Raw genomic sequence first — 20763 nt, 5'->3', positions numbered from 1 at the left:
CGCTCAGTGCGGCTTCTCGGCCGGTGCGCGGTGGTGAAGGGTGAGCAGGAGGTGATCCACGGCCGCGGTGGTCGAAGCGGGGAGTGGCGGCTCCTGGCTCAGATCGGCGATCAGGCGGGCCGCGAACAGGCGCAGGGGAGTGCCGGTCTCGTCGGATCGCCAGGTGAGAATCTTCAGGGCCTGTTCGGCGCTGATCCGGTAGACCCACATCAGCATGCCCGTGGCCTGTTCGACGATCGCGCGGTCGGCGACCAATTGCGGTAGTGCGGTGTCGAGCACGTCCTGTTCGGTCTCGGCGAGCATGCCGCCGAGGTCGATATAGAAACCGGCCGTTCCCGCGGGCCGGTCGCGGTCGTCGAGGATGCGGTCGGCGACGACCATGACGGTGTGCTCGGCGCCGGTGGTGTCGATCAGTCGGTGGCGGCTCGAGAACGGTTCGCCGTATTCGATGCAGCGCGCGATGGTGTCGCCGACGTAGCCGCGGTCGTCGGGATGTTTGTGGGCCAGCATCAGTTCGGTGGTCGGTTCGATCTCCCGGGGGGCGTACCCGTGTATCCGGTAGACCTCGGGCGACCATTCCCACCGCTGCGTGGCGAACCAGAACCGGAAGCTGCCGACCGTCGGCCCACCCGGCGCGGGCAGGCCCGAGTCCGAGGTGTCCGGCGTCGCGGGAGGAGTCACGGGTCCAGTATTGCCCTATTGGTAGCCGCGCTCGGGCCCCACGCGCATCACAATAGAAGCGAGTGGGTGTTCAGGGGGTGATGGATGAGATTGACACGATACCCGTCGCCCAATACCGTCGGTATTCGAATACTGTTGGTATCTGTCTAGGAGGTGGGTCGTGGCGCGTGATCGCACACCCCGCATCGTGATCATCGGCGCCGGCGTTTCCGGCATCGCGAGTGCGATTACATTGCGGCGCAACGGCTTCGACGACTTCGTGATATTGGAGAAGGGGTTCGATGTCGGCGGGGTGTGGCATTGGAACCGGTATCCGGGACTGACCTGCGATGTGCCCTCGCAGCTGTATCAGTTCGGATTCGCGCCCAAGCCGGACTGGTCGCATATCTTCGCGCCAGGTCCGGAGATCCAGCGCTATCTGGCCGAGGTGGCCGAACGGTTCGGGTTGCGTTCGCATCTGCGGCTGAACTCCGAGGTGGTCGGGGCGCGCTTCACCGGTTCGGGCTGGCGGGTCGACACCGCCGACGGTGACGGCTACGACGCCGATTTCGTCATCGCCGCGACCGGTGTGCTGCATCATCCGGCGTGGCCCGAGCTGCCGGGACTGGACGAGTTCACCGGCGATGTGCTGCATACCGCGCGCTGGGACGACGCGGTGCCGACCGCGGGACGCCGGATCGCGGTAATCGGCACCGGATCGACCGGCGTGCAGGTGGTTTCGGCGCTGCAGCCGAACGCGCGGCGGCTCACCCATTTCGTACGCAGCCCGCAGTGGGTGATCTGGGCGCCGATGCGTCTGCCGCAACCCGCGCTGGTCGGCGCGCTGCTCGATCGGGCGCCCAGGCTCAATCGGGCGCTGTATCAGGCGGGTATGACCGGGGCACGACTGTTCACCGATATCGTCACCCGGCCGAGTTGGCGGCGGCGGGCGGTACAGGAATTCGCGCGGCTGAGCCTGCGCGCCCAGGTCCGCGACCCGCGGCTGCGCGAACAACTGACCCCCGACTATCAGCCGCTGTGCAAGCGGCAGGTGCTCTCGGGCAGCTATTACCGCGCGCTGCACGCCCGCAATGCCGAACTGGTGACCGCCGGGATCGAGGCGGTCACCCCGACCGGAATCCGCACCGCCGACGGCCGGCACCACGAGGTCGATCTGATCGTCTTCGCCACCGGTTTCCGCGCGCACAACTACATGCGGCCGATGAATCTCACCGGCCGCGACGGCATTTCGATCGACGACGCCTGGGCCAAGGGGCCGCGCGCCTACCGAATGACCGCGATCCCCGGCTTCCCCAACCTGTTCACAGTGCTGGGCCCGAACTCACCCACCGGCTCGATTCCCCTGCATCACGCGGCCGAGGTCACCGCCCGCTACATCAGCGCATGGCTCGAGCGTTGGAGCGCAGGGGAATTCGACACCGTCGAGGTCACCGAGGACGCCACCGCGCGCTTCGGGGCCCAGGTCGGCGAGGCGCTCGAACCCACCGTGTGGAACACCGGTTGCAATTCCTGGTACTTCACCGAGGGCGGCGCCATCGACCTGCTGCCCTTCGACCGCCGAACCATGGAAAGCATGCTCGCCGCCCCCGACGAGAACGACTTCCACCTGCGCGGCAGCGCCGCGAGGGGTTAACGCCCCGATACGCCCGGGTCCCGATATGGAATTCATTCTGGTGGCCATCGCCGCGGCCAATATCGCCGTCTCCGACTTTCTCGGCGGTATCGCGTCAGCGCTGGGCTCGGCCGGACGATGACGAGCGCGCCGTGACCGCGAGTCAGTCGGTGGGCGAATGGAATTGGGGGATGTCGAGGTGGTTGCCGATGGCGGCGATGGCGTCCACGAAGGTCAGGCCCGCGAGTTGGGGCCAGCCCTGACCTCGGTTGCCGTGCAATTGGATCCACTGTTCCCGGATGCGCGCGGAGGTGTCGCGGGGCAGCGGCGCGGCGTCCGGGCGCGTGGCCGGATGGAATCCGGGGATGCCGAGGGTGTGGCCGATGGCGGCGACCGCGTCGACGAGGGAGCGATCGGCCAGTTGTGGCCAGCCCCGCCCGCCGACGCCCATGAACTGAATCCATATGTCGCTCACCGGATCCAGCGCGACCGTGCCGACGCCGCATTCGTTGGCGAAGTCCTCCGGTGACAGGCCGTCGGCGGAATTCATATCGCAGTTGCCGAACGGCGGGGCGCCCTCGGGCAGGCCGCCGCCGTAGCCGCGACCGTCGGTGTACTGATGGGCGATCTGGCCGGGCAGCAGGGGATTGCTGCCGTAGCCCGCGCCGATGACGCGCAGGCCGTCCGGGCGCACCGGCCACATGGTGAAGAAGTCGGAACGATTGGCGTATCCGATGACCCGCGCGGTCGAGCCCAGCCAGTCGGCCATACCCCAGTAGGCGCGATTGATGCCGTCGGACTGGTCGCCGCCGGGATTGCCGCCCGATTCCACGTCGACCATGGAGATCATCTTCGGATGCGGGCCGCCCGCCTGGCCGATCATGTCCCGATGGGTGTTGATCGTGTCCAGCCAGTTGGGCCGCCAGTAGAAATAGACGATGAAACACGAGATACGTCCGGCGTCCGCGGCCGCGGCGGACCAGGCGTAGTTGTCGTAGAAGTTGTGATCGCGGTAGGTGCCGTCGTTGGAGCGGTGCGAGAAGATCTGGTACGGGTAGGAGTCGTCGACCGGAATCTGGAATTCGGAGACGTCCGCGAACAGTGAATCGACCATTGCCTGTCCCTTCGGATTCAATGGTGCATATACCTTCGATTCTGGGCCGCAGGTGGGGGTTGCGCCAGGGGCGCGGACATCGCTGCCGAGTAGGGGTAGGCGCGTTCCGGGAGCCGAAAGCCGGGCGGGCGGTGTCCGATTCGTTTACCATGCTTGGGTGCGTGACGCGTATTACCGTGTCCAGCAATGGTTTTCGTCGACAGCAATTGCCCGGATGCGTATCTCGGCCCCGATCACCGTATCCGTGCTGGCGGTGGTGGGGTTGCTGGCGTCGGCCTCGGCGGCTCCGGTCGGCACCCCGAATCCAGGGACCCAGCAGCAGCTGGCCGCCGCGCCGGTCGACAATTCGACCTCCCAGCCGGTCGACGTGCTGCCGCAGGAGACGACCTCCACCGAACCGCCGCCGCCGGACCCCGCGTCCGAGCAGACCGATACGAACACACCGCCGGCCGACACCCCGATCGCGCCGGTCGCCGACGCCACCGATCCGCCGCCCACCGACGCCACCGATCCGGGCACGCAGACCGTCGAAACCGGTGAGACGCCGACCTCGACGACCGATACCACCGAGGCGGTGGCGTCGACGACCGAATCGACCACCGAGTCGAGCACCACCACCGTCGATACGACCACGACCGACACCACCTCCCCGCCGATCACGACCACCGCGACGGTCGTCCCGCCCGACTCCCGGGTGGCGCTGCACATCGAGCTGTTCCTCTATGTCCAGGGCCGTCCGCCGATCCCGTGCGGCGTCCTGCGTCCGCCGTGGGCGCGGCCGAAACCGACTGTCTCCGTGACGGTTACGACACCGACGACCACGCAGCGCCGCAGTCCGTGCACCAGGCCGTCGCCGCGGCCCGCGCCGATCCCCACGACCACCGTGACGGTCACGGCGACCCCGACCACCACGCCGACCCGGACACCCACCACGACGCCGTCGACTACGACGCGGACCACGACGCCGACACCGTCCGGGTGGAATCACCCGACCCGGTAGTACCTGCGATGATGATCAGGTTGGCATCTTGCGATCAGGCATCGACAGGAGGTCCATCCATGTTTCACATTCGACTGCGCGCCGCGCTGCCGCTGGTCGTCGCTGCGATCGGCTGCTCGGGACCGCTCGCCGCGCCCGCCTCGGCCGAGGACGGCGCGTCCATCGCGGTCCAACCGGAGCTCGCCTACAACGTCACCACACTGACCATCAAGGGCACCGCGGCCTGTGACGGCGGCGGCGTCGCCGGGGTCGATGTCACCGACGGGTCGCTGGAACAGATGTTCCGCGGCGGCGTCGGCGGGCCGATCGCCATTCGGCTCGACGGGCCGGTCATGGTCGACTGCGACGGCGCTCAGCACGAGTGGGCGGGTCGGCTCGTGGCGCCGGGCCGGGCGCTGCCCAATGAATCCGGCGGCACCGTGACCGTCGCGCTCGTGCAGGGGCAGACCGTTCGGGCCTGCACCGGCGCGAAGCCGGTCCGCATCGTGGGCTGACGGTCACACCGAAATCGCGGCGAGGTCGATTCCGCGCAGCGGCGTCGCGGTGACGTCGTGCACCCGCTGTGCCCAGACCGCGTGGCCGTGGCCGGACCACAGCGGCGCGATCGGGAGATCGCGCAGCAGTTGGTTTTCGGCGAGCCGATACAGCTGGGCGCTGTCGTCCGCGCCCGCCTCGGCGGCGGCGAGCAGTTGGGTGAAGCCCGGATCGGTGTAGCCGCTGATCTCGGCGAGAGCGGCGAGCGGTTCGTGCGGGCTGGGGGTGCTCGGCGCGATCGTCACGGCGAAGGGGCCGTCGGCGCTTCGGCTCGTTTCGCCGTCACGCTGGGTCGCGGTGATCGCGAGAGCGAGCGCGGTCGCGAGCTGATCGGCCAGCGGTTTCGCCCAGCTCTGTTGTCCGGCATCGAAATACAGGGTGACCGGGCCGGTGAAGGCGGCTTGGTCGAGTAGGGATTTCGCCGCGGGTTGATCATGGACGCACGGGCGGCAGGCGCCCGAGCGGACTCCCGGTGCGATACCGGGAGGCAGGATCGATGCCGCCGGATCGACCTGCTGGGCCAGCGGACCGGCCGCCAGGGCCGTGCGGTCCACCGCCATCGCGAAGGCGTGGCGGGCGGTCGGATCCTCGAATCGCTTGTCGGACACCGGGAATGCGAGGTATCCCGCCTCCGGCAGCGGCCACATCGCGTGCCGGTCGGCGAAATCGTGATGCATGGCCTCGTGGCGTTCGCCGGGGACCTCGCTCGCCAGATCGAGCGCGCCCGTCTTCACCGCGTCGTACTGCGCGGTGGAATCGCCGACCCGCAATTGGATTTCGCGTGCCTTGCCGGGCGCGTCGTCGATTCGCACGAGCCGACCACCCGAACCGGGCCGCCAAGGCTCGGCCATGCGGAACGGGCCGTTGCCGACGGGGTTGGCGGCGAATCCGGCCCAGTCCCGTGATGTCAGAACCGAATCGGGCAGGGGGAGCAGAGCCGGTGCGGCGAGTACCGCCGGGGCCTGACCGAAGGGGCGGTCCAGCACGATATGGATGGTGTGCTCATCGGTGGCGCTGATCTCCTTGGCGCGCAACACCTTCGTCAGTGCGCTCGATCCCGGCCAGTGCTCGGCCACGACCGCGCGCCAGGTGTCGACATAGGATTTCGCGGTGACCGGTGTGCCGTCGTGGAACCGGCCGCCCGGGCGCAGCGTCACATCCCAGGTGATCCGGTCGGCGCTGGTGATGGACTCCGCGGCCCGCGGGGTGCTCCGGCCGGTCGCCGCGTCGTAGTCGGCCAGGGGCGTCCAGAGCGCGCCGACGATCATCCGGCTCATCTGATCGTGCAGGTCGGCGGGTAGTAGGCTCGCCGGTTCGCCGACTCCTACCGTCAGCACGCCCGGCTGCGGGGGTGCGGGTGATTGCGCGCAGCCGGTCATGCCGAGCAGCAGCGCCGCCAGCACGACGATCGGGCGTAGACGAGCGGACATGACAACATCATTCCCCGCGCGCCCGCTCGGTGTGTGAAAGATGTTCTCCCGGTAGGGGTATCGATGCTCGGGTATCGCCGCCGCGTCCGGTGCGCGGCTACCCTGAGCCGTATCTACGACTCGCTGGGAGGTAGTCGTGCGCCGCTGGTTCTTTCGATCGTCTCTGATGTTGGTCACCGTCGCCGCGAGCCTGGCCGCCACGACGCTACCCGCCGCCGCCTGCGCCGAGGACGGTCCGCAAACCGCGCCGCCGCCGGCGACCGGCTCTGCCGGGGCGCAGAAGAATGTCAAGGTGGTCGGCAATCTGCCCGATGCGCAGGGCGCGATCTCGCTGCAGTTCCTGCAATACGGGCCGCGTGATGTGATGGTGGTATCCGGTCAGTTCGGTCTGAAGACCTACGATCTCACCGCGAATCCGGCCGCGCCGAAGCTGGTCGGGCGGCTGGACCTTCCGGGGATGTGGGAGACCGAGGACACCGAGGTCGATCCGGTGCGCAAGCGGGCCTTCCTGTCGCGCGATCCCCGCGCGTTCGGCGGCAACACCGGCACCGGCGAATCCGGTATCTACGTGGTGGATCTGGCGGTCCCGGAGAAGCCCTCGGTGCTGAGCTATGTGAAAGTGCCTGCCGGACACACCACGACGTGCATCAACGACTGTCAGTTCCTGTGGACCGGTGGTCCGGCCAAGGCCGACAGTATGCCCGCCGCATGGGGCGGTCGCCCGATCTGGGTCACCGATGTCAGCGATCCGCGCAAGCCGAAGGTGTTCCCGAATCCGATCGAGTTGGCGCGCAACGACGGTAAGACCGATTACGTGCACGATGTGCAGGTCGATCAGACCGGCGTCGCCTGGGTGTCCGGCCGCGGCGGCGTGCGCGGTTACTGGACCCAGGGCATGCACGTGGATCCGGTGACCGGGGTGAACCGTCTCGCCTCGCCGACCGAACCGATTCCGTATGCGGGCGGCGGAATTCAGGAGACGGCCGCGCCATCACGGTTCATGCACAACAGTTTTCGCCCGATCGGCCTGCGAATCGAGGACGGCGGCGTGGCCGGGTCCTGGGGCGACGGCAATCTGATCTACGCCACCGAGGAGAACTTCGTCGACGGCTGCGCGGGCGACGGCGTACTGGTCATCTCCTCGCTCGAGGGCTCCTACCACGGTGAGGGCTGGCGTTCGACACCGCAGAAACCCTTCCGGCTGAAGACGATCGGCACCTGGGCCGTGGCGGGCCAGGAGGGCAGCGACCCGGCGTCCGGCGACTGCTCGGCGCACTACTTCGACGTTCGAGGCAAGGTTCTGGTCCAGTCGTTCTACGGCCAGGGCACCCGCTTCCTCGACGTGAGCGACCCGACCAACCCCAAGCAGATCGCCTATTACCGTCCGGCCGACGTGCGGGCATGGGCTCCCTACTGGCACAAGGGTTTCGTCTACGTCGCCGACAACAACCGGGGCATCGATATTCTCCAGCTCACCGTCTGACCGACCTCACAGCAGGTGGTGGGTGTGGGCGTAGATGGCGGCGTGGACCCGGTCGCGCAGGCTCAGCTTGGCGAGGATGTTGGAGACGTGGGTTTTGATCGTCTGTTCGCCCACGCCGAGGGCTCGGGCTATTTCGGGGTTGGTGTGGGCCTGGGCTATCAGGCGTAGGACCTGATGTTCGCGTGGGGTCAGGGTTTTCAGTTCGGGGGCGGTGGGGAAGGGTTCGGCGCCGTGGGTCAGGCGGGTGATCAGGCGGCGGGTGAGGTGGGGGTTCACCAGGGGGTGGCCGTGGGCGGTGGTGCGGACGGCGGTGACGAGGTCGTGGGCGAGCAGGGATTTGGGGAGAAAGGCGCTGGTGCCGAGACGCAGTGCGGCACCGGATCGCGGGCGGGCAGACCGTCCTGTTCTGCTTGGCCTCGGCCAATCACGACGATGAGCGATTCACCGCGCCGGATCGAATCGACTTCGCCCGCACAACGAATCCGCATCTGGCGCTGGGCCACGGTGTGCGGGCATGCGTCGGCACCGGACTCGTCCGCCCCGTCACCGCGGCCGTGCTCGCCCAGATCTACACCCGCTGGCCGAAGCTGAGAATCCTCGCCGAGGAACAGAACATCAACTGGCGCTCCGGCTTTCGTCACCGCGGCCCACTCGCGCTGCCCGTGGCCGTCGACTGAGCCGCGGCTAGTCCGGTGGTTCGCCGCTGCCCTCGGCCTGATCGGTGGCCGCCTCGGGACCCGCGTCCTGGGCGGCGGTCTTGTCGTCCCGATCCTCGGACGGTTGCGGTTCGTCCGGTTTGATCGGCACCTCGTCGCTGTACTCCCCGAAATTCACCGAGTCGCTCACGGGTCCCGGATTGCCGATCGGATGCGACCGAAACCGAATTATCCGATGCCCTGCGCGTGCAGGGCCTTGACCGTGGGGGAAGCGGTGACGCCCGCGGGGTCGGGACAGGTGCGCAGGAAGCGGTCGGCGGTGCCGGAGGTGGTGACGGTGAACCAGAAGTGCTCGTTCTTGAAGTGATGCAGGCGATGATTGCGCCGCACAGCCTTGAACAGCCGCGACCTGGGCTGATAGTCGGTGTGGATGAGGTAGTGGGTCCACTCGTAGTTCAGCCCGAGTACGCCGAGTACCACCAGGAAGGTCAGCCCCAGCCCCGGGCGCGGAAATGCCAGCAGCCCGATGAGCACGAGTGCGGGCAGTAGCCACAGCAACGTCTGCCACGGAATGAACACCAGCGGCACATCGCGCGGATCGGCGTGATGTTCGCGGTGTTTGCGTGCCAGCAGCGAATCGATCGTCACCGGCCCGAGCCGTCGCGGCCGCCAGTGCAGCACGCAGACGTGAATCACCCACTCGGCGAACGGGAACAGCGCCAGCATGAGCACCGGCACGAGGGCGTCGGTGGGCTGCCAGTCGCCGACCACGAGGCGGGCCGTCAGCGCGCCGGCCAGCAGGGCGGCGATGCTCCAGGGGGAGGGTCGCCGGGCGAAGACGGCGAAGGCCCCGCCGAGCGAGAGGCGGGCCCGCCGACCATATTCGGCGGCCTCGGCGTCGGCCAGGCGCGCCCGGGCCGTGCGGGCGCTCTGGGCCTCCTGATCCCGGTGGGCCCGGACGCGAGCGCTGATATTCATTGCTGTACCTCCTCGATACCCTCGGCCGCCCGGTCCAGTCGGTCCATGACGGTCGCGAATTCCGTTGCCGCGGCGGACAAGAGCTCCCCGGCGGACCGCTGGGCCGCCGCGGCGTCGCCCGCGATCACCGCCTCGGCGAGGGCGCGGTAGCGGTCGATGCGGGTCACCTCGGCGGTCATCACCTGCGCGAGCGCGGCCATGGTCGGCTCGTAGACGGTGCGCAGATTGTTGAAAAGCAGGCGCAGCACGATGGAATCGGCGGCGTCGACCAGAATCTCCCAGAACCCCAGCGCGGCCCACTGCTGGGCGACCGGATCGTTCTCCGCCGCAAGCGATTCCACCGCCGCGCGCAATTGTTCGGCGATGCCGGCGCCGGTGCGCGCGGCCGCGAGCGCGGCGACCTCGCGGCCCATGGTCGAGCGCGTCTCGAGAATGCTGCGCACCACGCCGGTGTCGAGCGTCCCCTTGCGCAGCAGCAGGCGCGGCAGCATGTCCAATCCGGCGAAGCGGCGGAAATCGCGCACGGTCGTCGCACCGCCTTGACGCACCTCGACCAGGCCCGCATGCGACAGCCGCTGCAGCGCCTCCCGCACGGTCGGCCGGGAGACGCCCAGCGTCTCGGCCAATTGCCGCTCGGCCGGAAGGGCCGAGCCGGGGGTGAGTTCGCCGTCGAGGACCTCGTCCACCAACTGCTCGAACACCGTGTCGGGGACGGTCCGCCGGTCGATGCGCTGCAATGCCATGGTCCGACGGTAGAACTCGCGTGGTCAGAGGTCAAGTGGTCAGACCAATTCGATCGTGCCGTGCCGGCTGCGGCCGACGCGCTCGTGACAGCCGGGTGAGCAGCGGAAATCCAGGTGAAGCGGCCTGGTCGCATCGCCTACGATGCGACCAGCAACAATAGGGGCGGGTAATCCGCCCGCGAGACCCGCCAGCAGCAGGGGAGAGACGAACCATCGTGGCCGAGGACAACGCACCAGCCGAGCAGAACGAGGCGCTGAGCGAGGAATCGCTCTCGGCCGCGGCCGAAGCGGCCGAGAAGGCGTTCGCCGCTGCCACCGACCTGGACGCGCTCGCGGTCGCGAAGACCGAATATATGGGCGGCAAGTCGCCGATCTCGCTGGCCCAGCGTTCGCTCGGTGCGCTGCCCAAAGATCAGAAGGCCGAGGCCGGTAAGCGCGTGAACGTCGCGCGCGGCCGGGTCACCGCGGCCTTCCAGGCCCGGCAGGCGCAGCTGCAGGCCGAGCGCGACGCGGCCGTGCTGGTCGCCGAGGCGATCGATGTCACGCTGCCCGCGCGCCGTCAGCCGGTCGGCGCCCGGCATCCGAACTCCGTGCTGTCGGAGCGGGTCGCCGATATCTTCATCGCGATGGGCTGGGAGATTGCCGAGGGGCCCGAGGTCGAGACCGAGCACTTCAACTTCGACGCGCTGAACTTCCTGCCCGACCATCCGGCGCGCACCATGCAGGACACCTTCCACGTCGCGCCCGAGGGCTCGCGGCAGGTGCTGCGCACGCACACCTCCCCGGTGCAGGTGCGCTCGCTGCTCGAGCGTGAGCTGCCGGTGTATGTGGCGTGCCCGGGCCGCACCTTCCGCACCGATGAGCTGGACGCCACGCATACCCCGGTGTTCTCCCAGGTCGAGGGTCTGGCCGTGGACAAGGGCCTGACCATGGCCGATCTGAAGGGCACCCTGGACGCGTTCGCGCGGGCGCTGTTCGGTCCCGAGACGCGAACCCGCATGCGCCCCAGCTTCTTCCCGTTCACCGAACCCTCCGCCGAGGTCGACGTCTGGTTCCCGGACAAGAAGGGCGGCGCGGGCTGGGTGGAATGGGGCGGCTGCGGCATGGTCAATCCGCGGGTGCTCATCGCCAGCGGTATCGATCCGGAGGTCTACAGCGGCTTCGCGTTCGGCATGGGCCTGGAGCGCACGCTGCAGTTCCGCAACGGCATCCCGGATATGCGCGACATCGTCGAGGGCGATGTGCGCTTCACGCTGCCGTTCGGCATCCAGTCCTGACCGTCTCTTATACGAGGAAGCGAAACGTCAAGTGCGAGTAGCGCAGTCCTGGCTGGCCGAAGTTCTGCACCGGACCGCCCCCGAGTGGTCGGTGACGCCCGAGGAGCTCGACGCCGCGTTCATCCGGGTCGGACTCGAGGTCGAGGAGGTCGAGACCCTCGAGCGGATCGGCGGTGACATCGAACAGCCGCTGGTGGTCGGCCGGGTCGCCGAGATCGACGAGCTGACCGAGTTCAAGAAGCCGATCCGGTTCTGCAGGGTGGATATCGGCAAGCCCGGCCACTTGCAGGAGATCATCTGTGGCGCCACCAATTTCGCGGTGGGCGATCTGGTGGTCGTGGTGCTGCCCGGTGGCGTGCTGCCGGGCGGATTCAAGATCACCGCGCGCAAGACCTACGGGCACACCTCCAACGGGATGATCTGCTCGGTCGCGGAACTGGGTATCGGCAAGGACCATGCGGGCATCCTGGTGCTCGAGCCGGGCACCGCCGAACCGGGCGCCGACGCCAATGATCTACTGGGCCTGGGCGATACGGTCATCGAACTGGCCCCCACGGCCGATCGCGGCTACGCGTTCTCCGTCCGCGGCCTGGCTCGCGAACTGGCCTGCGCCTACGACCTGGAATACGCCGATCCGGCCGTGCGCACGCTGCCCGAGGACGAGGACGAGGCCTGGCCGATCCGGCTCGAGCCGGAATCGCTGTGCACGCGGTTCGCCGCGCGCAAGGTCACCGGTATCGATCCGAAGGCGGTGAGTCCCTGGTGGTTGCAGCGGCGGCTGCTGCTGTCGGGCGTGCGCCCGATCTCCCCGGCCGTCGACGTGACCAACTACGTCATGCTCGAACTGGGTCAGCCGCTGCACGCGTGGGATGCCGCGAAACTCGATGGCGGCCTGGTGGTTCGCCGCGCGAACACCGGCGAGACGCTGCGCACCCTCGACGATGTCGAGCGCGTGCTCGACGCCGAGGATGTGGTGATCGCCGACAATTCGGGCGTGCAGTCGCTGGCCGGTGTGATGGGCGGCGCGAGCACCGAGGTGAGCGGCGAGTCCACCGATATCCTGCTCGAGGCCGCGACCTGGAATCCGATCGCGGTCGCCCGCACGGTGCGTCGGCACAAGCTGCCCTCCGAGGCGGCCAAGCGTTACGAGCGGATCGTCGATCCGGAGCTCAATATCGCCGCCCTCGATCGCGCCGCGACGCTGCTGGCCGAAATCGCCGGGGGCACGGTCGAATCCGTGCTCAGCGATGTCCGGGTGCCGACGCCGGGCCCGCAGCCCATCCGCATCGATATCGATCTGGCCGATCGCACGGCCGGAGTGAGCTACCCGACCGGATCCTCCGCGCGCCGACTGGCCCAGATCGGCGCGACGGTCGAGGTGGCCGTGAGCGAATCCGGTCACGGCCAGCTCGTGGTCACCCCGCCGAGCTGGCGGCCCGATCTGCTGCAGCCCGCCGATCTGGTGGAGGAGGTGCTGCGGCTCGAGGGCCTGGACAAGATCCCGTCGGTGCTGCCGACCGCACCCGCCGGGCGCGGTCTGTCGCCCGCCCAGCGGCGTCGCCGCGCGGTGAGCCGGGCGCTGGCCTTCGCCGGAACCGTCGAGGTGCCGGTGCCGATCTTCATGCCCGGCGCGGTATTCGACACCTGGGGCCTGGCCGCCGACGATCCGCGGCGCAACACCATGCGCGTGCTGAACCCGCTGGATGTGGAGCGCGCCGAACTCGCGACCACTCTGCTGCCGGGACTGCTGGAAGTGGCCGCCCGCAATATCTCTCGCGGTCAGCGCGATCTGGCGATCTACGGCATCGAACAGGTGGTGCTGCCCACCGAGCGGACCGGACCGGTCGAGCCGCTGCCGGTGGATCGGCGCCCGAGCGATGAACAGATCGCGGCGCTGATGGATTCGCTGCCGCTGCAGCCGGTGCGGGTCGCGGCGGTGCTGTCGGGTCGCCGGGATCCGCGCGGTCCGTGGGGGCCGGGTCGCGCGGTCGAGGCGGCCGATGCCTTCGCGCTGGTCGACGCGATCGCCGACGCGGCCGGAGTGCGGATCGAGCGGCGGGCGGGAGCCTATCTGCCCTGGCATCCCGGGCGCTGCGCGGAACTGGTCGTCGACGGTCAGGTCATCGGCCACGCCGGTGAATTGCATCCGGCCGCGCTGGAACGCGCGGGCCTGCCGCCGCGCACCTGCGCGCTCGAACTCGATCTGGACGCCCTGCCGCTGCGCGAAACGCGTTTGGCCCCGGTCGTTTCCCCGTTCCCGGCGGTGCTGCAGGACGTGTCGGTGAGTGTGGACAAGGCCGTGCCCGCGGCTTCGGTCGAATCGGCCCTGCGCGCCGGTGCGGGCGAACTGCTCGAGGATATCGCCCTGTTCGACGTCTACGAGGGCGCGCAGGCGGGCGAGGGCCGTAAATCGCTCACCTACGCTCTGCGCTTCCGCGCGGTCGATCGCACCCTGACCGAGGACGAGGCCAGTGCCGCGCGCGACGGCGCGGTCGCGGCCGCGTCCGATGCCGTGGGCGCGGTACTGCGCGGCTGAGTTCTGGCATTGACTTCGGCCGGTAACCGGTCGACAGTGGGTCGGTGCGTCCGATGGCAGAGGAACTCAGCACCACACCGTCCGAGGGATTCGAGGCGGTCGGAAGGGTCGAAATGCGCTCGAGCCCGCTGGGCGCGGGTGACATTCACGGCCTTATCGACGAGATCGCCCGCGCCGCTGCCGGAATCGGTGGCGAATACTTCTTCGTCACCGATTCCCTCGGCGCGACCATCACCGCCGACGTGTACCGCCGCAGCACCGGTCGGCCGCGGCGGGGCGCGGGTCTGCCGCGGATTCGTCGCCTCGGCGATCCGGCCTGACCGCATACCCCTACCCCGCCGCGAAAACGCCTGCGGCGGATCATATTGCGCCGCCGTTGCGCTCATCGCCGCCCGATTCGCGTCCTACCATGGGTTTTCCAGGCAATTCCCTTGAGCCGGTGGGGATTTGGCTCGTTGGGGGAGCGTCGTGATCGGGTATCGGAGGATCCATGACATCCAGACGGCGACTGACATATCGGCTCATCCTGTTCGCCACGGCGGCGACGCTACTGCTCCCGGGCACGGCCGCGGTCGCGGCGCCGCCACCGACGGGACCCCACTTCTCCGGCGGTGAGGCCCAACCCGCATTCGATCCGGCCCAATCCGTGCGCCAGGACGTCTGGGTGAAGGCCCCCGTCGACAGCGATCGCGACGGTAAGAACGACGAGGTGCACGTGCAGGTCGTGCGCCCGTCGGGGGCCACCGGCAAGCTGCCGGTGGTCTATCAGGCCAGCCCGTATTTCTCGGGCGGTAACGACGTCGCCAATCACAATGTCGACGTCGAGCTCTACACCCCGCCCGGCGCGCAGACCCGCATGGCCCTGCCGCCCGGTCCGGTGCGCGGGCGCTCCGGTGACGAGCTCGCGGCGAACGGCATCGCCGTGCGCGCAGGACAGATCACCTGGGCCTACGAGGACTACTTCCTCTCGCGCGGATTCGCGGTGATGTACGGCGAATCGCTGGGTAGCGGCCAGTCCAGCGGCTGCCCGACCTCCGGGGCGAGTAACGAAACCATCGGCGCGCGTGCGCCGATCGACTGGCTCAACGGCCGCGCCGCCGCGCGCGACGCGCAGAACAAGCCGGTCACCGCGGGCTGGGCCAGCGGCAAGGTCGGCATGATGGGCGTGTCCTACAACGGCACCCTGCCCATCGCCGTGGCCACCACGGGCGTGCCCGGACTCGAGGCGATCGTACCGATCGGCGCGATCAGCAGCTGGTACGACTACTACCGTGCCAATGGCGCGGTGGTCGCGCCGGGAACGTATCAGGGCGAGGATCTCGATGTACTCGCCGATTACGTCTACACCCGCGCCGATCGCGATATCTGCAAACCGGTCATCAGCAAGATCGAACACGATCAGGACCGGATCACCGGCGACTACAGCCCGCTGTGGGATGAGCGCAACTATCTGAACAATGTGAACAAGGTGCACGCGGCCGTGCTGTCGGTGCATGGGCTCAACGATTTCAACGTCAAGACCACCCAGGTCGCGCAGTGGTATTCGGCGATTTCCAAAGCCGGTGTGCCGCACAAGATCTGGTTGCATCAGTCCGGTCACACCGATCCGATCGGGCTGCGCCGCGACGAGTGGCTGCGCACGGTGAATCGCTGGTTCAGCAAATATCTGCTGGGACAGAACAACGGCATCGATGTCGAGCCCAAGGCCACCATCCAGCGCGAGGACAAGTCCTGGGTGAACGAGGCGGATTGGCCCGCACCGGGAACCATGACCGCCGCGGCGGCGCTGCAGCCCGGTGGTCGCACCACCGGCGGGCTCACCCCGGCCGGATTCCGCGCCGATCAGACCGTGGAAGCCCTCGACGACGACGCGACCAAACTCGCGGCCGATCTCGTCGCCGCGTCGAGTTCGCCCAACCGCCTGGCCTACTACTCCAAGCCGACCAAGGCGGCGCTGCGGATCAGCGGCACGGTCGGGGTCTCGGTGGCGGCGTCGTTCAAGCGGGAGGCGGCCAATGTGACCGCGCTGCTGGTGGACCGGGGTCCCGACGGTAGTTCGCGCATCGTCACGCGCGGCTGGACCGATCCGCAGAACCGCGACGCGATCAACAAGACGACCGCGATCACTCCCGGCAAGGAGTATCAGATCAACGTCAATATGCAACCGCACGATTATGTGCTGGCCAAGGGGCATCGCCTCGGAATCGTGATCCTGTCCAGTGACAACGAGTACACGCTGCGGCCCAAACCCGGCCCTGGCTTCAGCGTGAATCTCGGCGCCACACGGATCTCATTCCCGGTGGCGGGCGGACAACCGGCGCTCAACGCGGCGATCGGCTAGTGCGCACAGGCGAATCGGGCGGTCGCCGACCGCCCGATTCGTCGTATATCGCGGCCTTTACGCTGAACGCTGTGACCGAACGGAAGATTCGCTGGGGGATTCTGGCCACTGGGAATATCGCGCGGGTCTTCGTCCGGGATCTGTGCCTGCTGCCTGACGCCGAGGTGGTAGCGGTGGCCTCGCGCACACCGGTGGCCGCGCGAGCGTTCGCCGACGAATTCGAGATTGCGCGGGCCTACGGCGGCTGGCAGGCGCTTGCCGAGGATCCGGACGTGGACGTCGTCTACGTGGCCACGCCGCATCCGGCGCATCATGCGGCGAGTGCGCTGTGTCTGGCGGCGGGTAAGGCCGTGCTGTGTGAGAAGCCGCTCGCCGTGAACGCCGCGCAGGCCCGCGATCTCATGGATCGCGCACGGGCGGCGCAGGTATTCCTCATGGAGGCGATGTGGACGCGCTGCGTTCCGGCGATCGTTCGGATGGGGGAGTTGATCGCGGCGGGCGCGATCGGTGAACCTCGTTTGGTGTCAGCGGATTTCAGTAACAACTTCGGTGCTGATCCGGGGCATCGGGTGCGCGATCCGGAGCTGGGCGGCGGCAGTCTGCTCGATGTCGGCATCTATCCGCTGACGATCGCGCGGGTGGTGCTCGGTGCGCCCGAAACGATCAGTGCCCGTGCGGTATTGACCCCCGAAGGGGTCGACGAGACGATCGCGGTCATCCTCGGCCACGACTGCGGCGCGCTGGCGGTGCTCACCAGTTCGATCGCCGCCGACGGGCCGTGCACCGCGACCGTCTCCGGTACCGAGGGGCGCATTGATCTGGGGCGAGACTTCTTCGCGCCCTCCGGATTTCACCTCTACCGCGGCGCGGAGCCGATCGAGAGGATCGACGCGCCGCTGATCGGCCGCGGTCTGGCGCACGAGGCGCTGGAGGTGCACCGGTGTCTGCGTGCGGGATTGATCGAGAGTCCGCTCGTGCCGTGGGCGGAGACCCTCGACGTGCTGCGCACGATGGACGAGATCCGCGGGCAGGTCGGGGTGGTGTATCCGGACGATATCAGATGAGGTGATCGAATTCGCCTGTCACCCAGCGGATGTGGCGGACGGCGGCGGCTTCGACGATGGTCTTGGCGTCGTGGTCGAGGGTGTCGCCGCCCAGGGTGTAGAGGCGGTCGTAGGGGTACGGGGCGAGGGTGTCGACGATGCGGCGGACGGCTGTGGGAGACAGCGGGACGTGGCGGGGGAAGTTGCGCTGGAAGGAGACCCAGCCCGGGGTGAGGGTTCCGGCGATGGAGTCGCCGGACAGGAGGGTGCCGTCGGCGGTGCGGGCCACCGAGCTGCCGCGCATATGGCCGCCGACGTGGATCAGGTCGATGCCGGGGACGGGTTCGGCGCGCCCGGACCAGAATTCGATCACCGGGTCGGGGCGGGGGATCCACTCACGGTCCAGTTCGTTGACGAACACCGGGACGCGGCCGAAAGTGTGGCTCCAGGTGATCTGGGCGGCGAACATGTGCGGGTGGCTGGTGGCGATCGCCGCTATGCCGCCCAATTCCCGCACCCGGGTGAGGATTTCGTCGTCGAGGTAGGCGGGCGGGTCCCACAGCAGGTTGCCGTGCGGGGTTCGCACCACGAACGACCAGTGCCCGATGGCAAAGCGCGGTTCGCGGCGCAGGCTGTGCACGCCGCGCCCATGGTCGCGGTGATCGGTGCGATGCGGCGTCCGCGCGAGCTCGTCGTGTGTGGTCCATCGGCCGTGCGGACCGAGATCACCGCGCTCCTCATCACCGACCGCATCGCTGGCGAGCACGCAACGCCCCGGCGGTGCAACCGAATCGGAGTGTTCGAGTCCGCAGCCGTCGCATATCCATGTCGTCATGATCGAATTCTGAAACCTCGAGCGGGCTCGAGGTCAACTGTGACGTTCGCCGCCCCGCGCTAGCATCGGCCGGATGAGCCGATTGCCGACGATCTCGATCTGCTGCGTCGCAGCGCGTGGGGAGTGGGGCTGGCCTACGAGGCGGTGTTGCGGGCGGCGACCGAGTTACCCGACCAGCCGGTTCTGATCATTACCCGAAGCGCCAATGCGCGTTCGCTGAAACTGGCTGCTCGCTTGGGTTTTCGGCCGGTCGGGACATTCGAGCTGTTCGACGCGGAGCAGACGCTGGCCACCGCGCCGCCGCACAGATGAGTTCACTCGCCCGTCACCACGGTGGCGAAGTTCCTTAGCGCGGCGGTGAACTTGGTCATGTTCGCTGATTCGAATGAGTCTGGATCTGCCCCCGGAGTTGCGCTGGCTGGGCTGGATCGCGGGATCGAGCTGGCCCGATGGTGACGAGGACGCCATGTGGCGGATCTCGGAGGCGTGGAAGGCCGCGAGTGCGGAACTGAAAACGCTGCTGGCCGAGGTCGATGGCGCCAAGCAGGATACGAAGCTGGCCTATCCGCAGGGTGCGGCCGCGGAGGCGATGGGCAAGCTGTTCGACGGGTTGCGGTCGGGGGATCAGTCCCTGGAATCGCTGGCCGAACTGCTGCAGCAGATTTCGGATTCGTCGTTCGATATGGGTACGCAACTGCAGGCGACCAAACTCACCATCATCGTCTCACTGTGCTGGCTGGCGGCCGAGATCGCCTGGGCCTGGCTGTTTCCGCCGACCGCGGCGGCGGTGGAGGCCGCGGCGGTGTCGACCACCCGATCGTTTCTGCGGGTGTTCGAGGACATGGTGCAGAAGGCGATTCAGAATCTCGCGTTGAAGCTGGGCGCCTCGGCCGAGAAGCGGTATTTCTGGAAGACCTTGGCCAGCGGGCGGTTCGTGCTGCCGACGGCGAAGGGTTTCGGCGTCTACGCGGTCAAATTCGGCGAGGGCGCGGTCACGTCGGCGGGTTTGAACGCGGCGGTGCAGTTGGGGCAGATGGCCGACGGTAAGCGGCGCAGCTTCGACGGCCGGGAATTCGGTATCTCGATATTCGCCTCGGTGGCCGGGACCTTGCCGTCGCGAGAGTTCGCGCGGTATCTGGGCAATGGCATCGACAAGTGGGGCGCGCGGGCATTGAACAATGCCTGGGGGCGGACCGGGCGCGGCGCGTTCATCGGGGCGTCGGCGGGTGTGGTGAGTTCGGTCTTCGGCAATCTCGCGGTCGGCGCGGCGACCGGGGATTTCTCCTCGTTCGGTTCACCGACGGGCTGGGTGGGCGGTATCGCGCGTGGTGGGCTGGTCGGCGGCGCGCGGGGTGCGTTCTCGAAGTCGAGCCCGATCTCGCAATCGGATGTGCGGTACCCGCTGTGGATGCACAAGCCCGGCTCGCCGCGCACGCCGCCGTCGAACGCGCCGACGGTGGGTGGGTCGAGTCGAGGGTCATCGATCGAATTGGGCTCGCTGCCAGGGGGGAGCAGTGGGGGCGGTTCGGTTGGTGGGGGGTCGAATTCGCGGCCGGGGTCTTTGGTGACCGATGGGTCGCATGGAGGTGGGTCCGGGGGTTCGCGGCCTGGGGCGGTGGGATCGCAAGGGTCGCAGGGTGGTTCGCGGCCGGGGTCGGTCGTGGCCGAGGGATCGCAGGGTGGTTCGCGACCAGGGTCTGTGATGTCGCAAGGGTCGCAGGGTGGGTCGGGGAATTCGCGGTCGAGCTCGATGGTGGTCGAGGGTTCGCAGGGGGGTGGGTCCGGGAATTCGCGGGGTGGGTCGGTGGCGAGTGAGGGGTCGCACGGTGGGGGGCAGCAGAATTCGCGGTCTTCGTCGGTTGTGCCCGAGGTGGGTGATGGGGGGTCCACGCGGGGGTCGGTCGGGGGGAGTTCGGGTGGTGGGCGGTCGACGCATTCGGATGGCGGCGTGTCGAGTTTGATCGATATGTATGGCGGCGGGTCGGGGTCGCGGCCGGGGTCCATCGCATCGGACGGCTCGTATACCGGGGGGCCGAGTGGTGGGCGGTCGACGAATTCCGAAGGGGGACTGTCGAGTTTGATCGACCTCTACGGGGGTGGGTCCAGCGGTGGGCGGTCGACGGGTTCCGGAGGGGGGCTGTCCAGCCTGATCGATCTCTACGGTGGGGGCGGGTCCAGTACCTCATCGGTCCACGGGCCGGGCGGTTCGGTTGGCGGACAGTCGAATCACGGGTCGCAGGGAAGCGCCGGTTCCTCGAATTCCTCGGGCGGATCCCCACGCCCACCCACCTCGTGGGAATCCTCCGTCGACGGCGGCTGGCGCCCACCGAGCGGTACCGGTACCCCGGTGGGTACCCCCGCGCCCTCCACCGGCGGAACCCCGGCTCCTTCGGTTGGTGGGACTCCGCCTGGTAGTCCGGCGCATTCGACGGGTGCGCCTCCGGTCGGCGGGACTCCGCCTGGCAGTCCGGCGCATTCGGCGGGTGCGCCCTCGGTTGGC

General features: G+C 68.5%; 20 protein-coding genes. 12 read left to right on the top strand and 8 right to left on the bottom strand.

All coding sequences use genetic code 11. The annotated features are described in order from the left end of the window. Positions 1–3 precede the first annotated feature (3 nt). Complete coding sequence (locus NP4_RS09640; RefSeq protein ID WP_067995190.1) at positions 4–681, bottom strand: PAS and ANTAR domain-containing protein; 678 nt, start codon at positions 679–681, stop codon at positions 4–6. A gap of 160 nt (positions 682–841) precedes the next feature. Here NP4_RS09640 and NP4_RS09635 point away from each other — a divergent pair, with 160 nt between their 5' ends. Next, positions 842–2314 (top strand): flavin-containing monooxygenase, encoded by a 1473-nt coding sequence (locus NP4_RS09635; RefSeq protein ID WP_067995188.1) that lies wholly within the window; start codon positions 842–844, stop codon positions 2312–2314. Between the two features lie 142 nt (positions 2315–2456). Here the strand turns inward: NP4_RS09635 and NP4_RS09630 are convergent, their stop codons facing one another. Continuing rightward, positions 2457–3407 (bottom strand): hypothetical protein, encoded by a 951-nt coding sequence (locus NP4_RS09630; RefSeq protein ID WP_373863819.1) that lies wholly within the window; start codon positions 3405–3407, stop codon positions 2457–2459. A 214-nt stretch (positions 3408–3621) separates the two neighbouring features. Here NP4_RS09630 and NP4_RS41990 point away from each other — a divergent pair, with 214 nt between their 5' ends. Together NP4_RS41990 and NP4_RS09620 are read left to right on the top strand one after the other, a co-directional pair. After that, the gene (locus NP4_RS41990; RefSeq protein WP_067995183.1) at positions 3622–4407 is read left to right on the top strand and encodes a hypothetical protein; all 786 of its coding nucleotides are present in this window, start codon (positions 3622–3624) and stop codon (positions 4405–4407) included. A gap of 59 nt (positions 4408–4466) precedes the next feature. Then, positions 4467–4901, top strand: coding sequence for a hypothetical protein (locus NP4_RS09620; RefSeq protein WP_067995180.1), 435 nt, complete (start codon positions 4467–4469; stop codon positions 4899–4901). A 3-nt stretch (positions 4902–4904) separates the two neighbouring features. Here NP4_RS09620 and NP4_RS09615 read toward each other — a convergent pair whose 3' ends face one another. Further along, a complete protein-coding gene (locus NP4_RS09615) occupies positions 4905–6371 on the bottom strand; it encodes a peptide ABC transporter substrate-binding protein (protein ID WP_067995178.1) in 1467 nt (488 codons plus the stop codon). A gap of 166 nt (positions 6372–6537) precedes the next feature. Between NP4_RS09615 and NP4_RS09610 the strand changes: the two genes are divergently transcribed. Continuing rightward, complete coding sequence (locus NP4_RS09610; RefSeq protein WP_114755694.1) at positions 6538–7854, top strand: LVIVD repeat-containing protein; 1317 nt, start codon at positions 6538–6540, stop codon at positions 7852–7854. 6 nt (positions 7855–7860) lie between these two features. Here the strand turns inward: NP4_RS09610 and NP4_RS42500 are convergent, their stop codons facing one another. Further along, complete coding sequence (locus NP4_RS42500) at positions 7861–8130, bottom strand: response regulator transcription factor (protein ID WP_067995172.1); 270 nt, start codon at positions 8128–8130, stop codon at positions 7861–7863. A 92-nt stretch (positions 8131–8222) separates the two neighbouring features. Between NP4_RS42500 and NP4_RS09600 the strand changes: the two genes are divergently transcribed. Further along, a complete protein-coding gene (locus tag NP4_RS09600) occupies positions 8223–8531 on the top strand; it encodes a cytochrome P450 family protein (protein ID WP_067995169.1) in 309 nt (102 codons plus the stop codon). 7 nt (positions 8532–8538) lie between these two features. Here the strand turns inward: NP4_RS09600 and NP4_RS40815 are convergent, their stop codons facing one another. Genes NP4_RS40815 through NP4_RS09590 form a run of 3 tightly spaced genes read right to left on the bottom strand, consistent with a single transcriptional unit; the run spans position 8539 to position 10231 of the window. Further along, positions 8539–8700, bottom strand: coding sequence for a hypothetical protein (locus NP4_RS40815; RefSeq protein ID WP_156524900.1), 162 nt, complete (start codon positions 8698–8700; stop codon positions 8539–8541). 38 nt (positions 8701–8738) lie between these two features. Then, on the bottom strand, positions 8739–9488 hold the full coding sequence (locus NP4_RS09595; protein ID WP_082875714.1) for a sterol desaturase family protein: 750 nt from the start codon (positions 9486–9488) through the stop codon (positions 8739–8741). After that, positions 9485–10231 carry a FadR/GntR family transcriptional regulator gene (locus NP4_RS09590; protein ID WP_067995166.1) on the bottom strand — a complete coding sequence of 249 codons (747 nt, stop codon included), beginning with the start codon at positions 10229–10231 and terminating at the stop codon, positions 9485–9487. The genes NP4_RS09595 and NP4_RS09590 overlap by 4 nt, the downstream gene beginning before the upstream one ends. A gap of 215 nt (positions 10232–10446) precedes the next feature. Between NP4_RS09590 and pheS the strand changes: the two genes are divergently transcribed. From pheS to NP4_RS09565, 5 genes are all read left to right on the top strand, one after another. Further along, on the top strand, positions 10447–11508 hold the full coding sequence (pheS, locus tag NP4_RS09585) for a phenylalanine--tRNA ligase subunit alpha (RefSeq protein ID WP_067995164.1): 1062 nt from the start codon (positions 10447–10449) through the stop codon (positions 11506–11508). Positions 11509–11539: 31 nt separating this feature from the next. Continuing rightward, positions 11540–14044, top strand: coding sequence for a phenylalanine--tRNA ligase subunit beta (pheT, locus tag NP4_RS09580; RefSeq protein ID WP_067995160.1), 2505 nt, complete (start codon positions 11540–11542; stop codon positions 14042–14044). 53 nt (positions 14045–14097) lie between these two features. Next, a complete protein-coding gene (locus NP4_RS09575; RefSeq protein WP_067995158.1) occupies positions 14098–14364 on the top strand; it encodes a hypothetical protein in 267 nt (88 codons plus the stop codon). 170 nt (positions 14365–14534) lie between these two features. Further along, positions 14535–16385, top strand: coding sequence for a Xaa-Pro dipeptidyl-peptidase (locus tag NP4_RS09570; RefSeq protein ID WP_082875713.1), 1851 nt, complete (start codon positions 14535–14537; stop codon positions 16383–16385). A 71-nt stretch (positions 16386–16456) separates the two neighbouring features. Next, positions 16457–17449 carry a Gfo/Idh/MocA family protein gene (locus NP4_RS09565; RefSeq protein ID WP_211335882.1) on the top strand — a complete coding sequence of 331 codons (993 nt, stop codon included), beginning with the start codon at positions 16457–16459 and terminating at the stop codon, positions 17447–17449. Here the strand turns inward: NP4_RS09565 and NP4_RS09560 are convergent. Further along, the gene (locus tag NP4_RS09560; protein WP_067995156.1) at positions 17442–18263 is read right to left on the bottom strand and encodes an MBL fold metallo-hydrolase; all 822 of its coding nucleotides are present in this window, start codon (positions 18261–18263) and stop codon (positions 17442–17444) included. The two genes, NP4_RS09565 and NP4_RS09560, sit on opposite strands and share 8 nt — an antisense overlap. Positions 18264–18386: 123 nt before the next feature. Between NP4_RS09560 and NP4_RS09555 the strand changes: the two genes are divergently transcribed. Then, complete coding sequence (locus NP4_RS09555; protein ID WP_211335883.1) at positions 18387–18575, top strand: GNAT family N-acetyltransferase; 189 nt, start codon at positions 18387–18389, stop codon at positions 18573–18575. Positions 18576–18648: 73 nt separating this feature from the next. Then, on the top strand, positions 18649–20763 hold a 2115-nt coding region (locus NP4_RS40810), incomplete at its 3' end, for a WXG100-like domain-containing protein (RefSeq protein WP_067995153.1).

Source organism: Nocardia pseudobrasiliensis NBRC 108224 (assembly GCF_001613105.1).
Classification (GTDB): Bacteria; Actinomycetota; Actinomycetes; order Mycobacteriales; family Mycobacteriaceae; genus Nocardia; species Nocardia pseudobrasiliensis.
The sequence above is the reverse complement of the archived record's forward strand: the minus strand, read 5'-3'. Positions and strand labels throughout refer to the sequence as shown.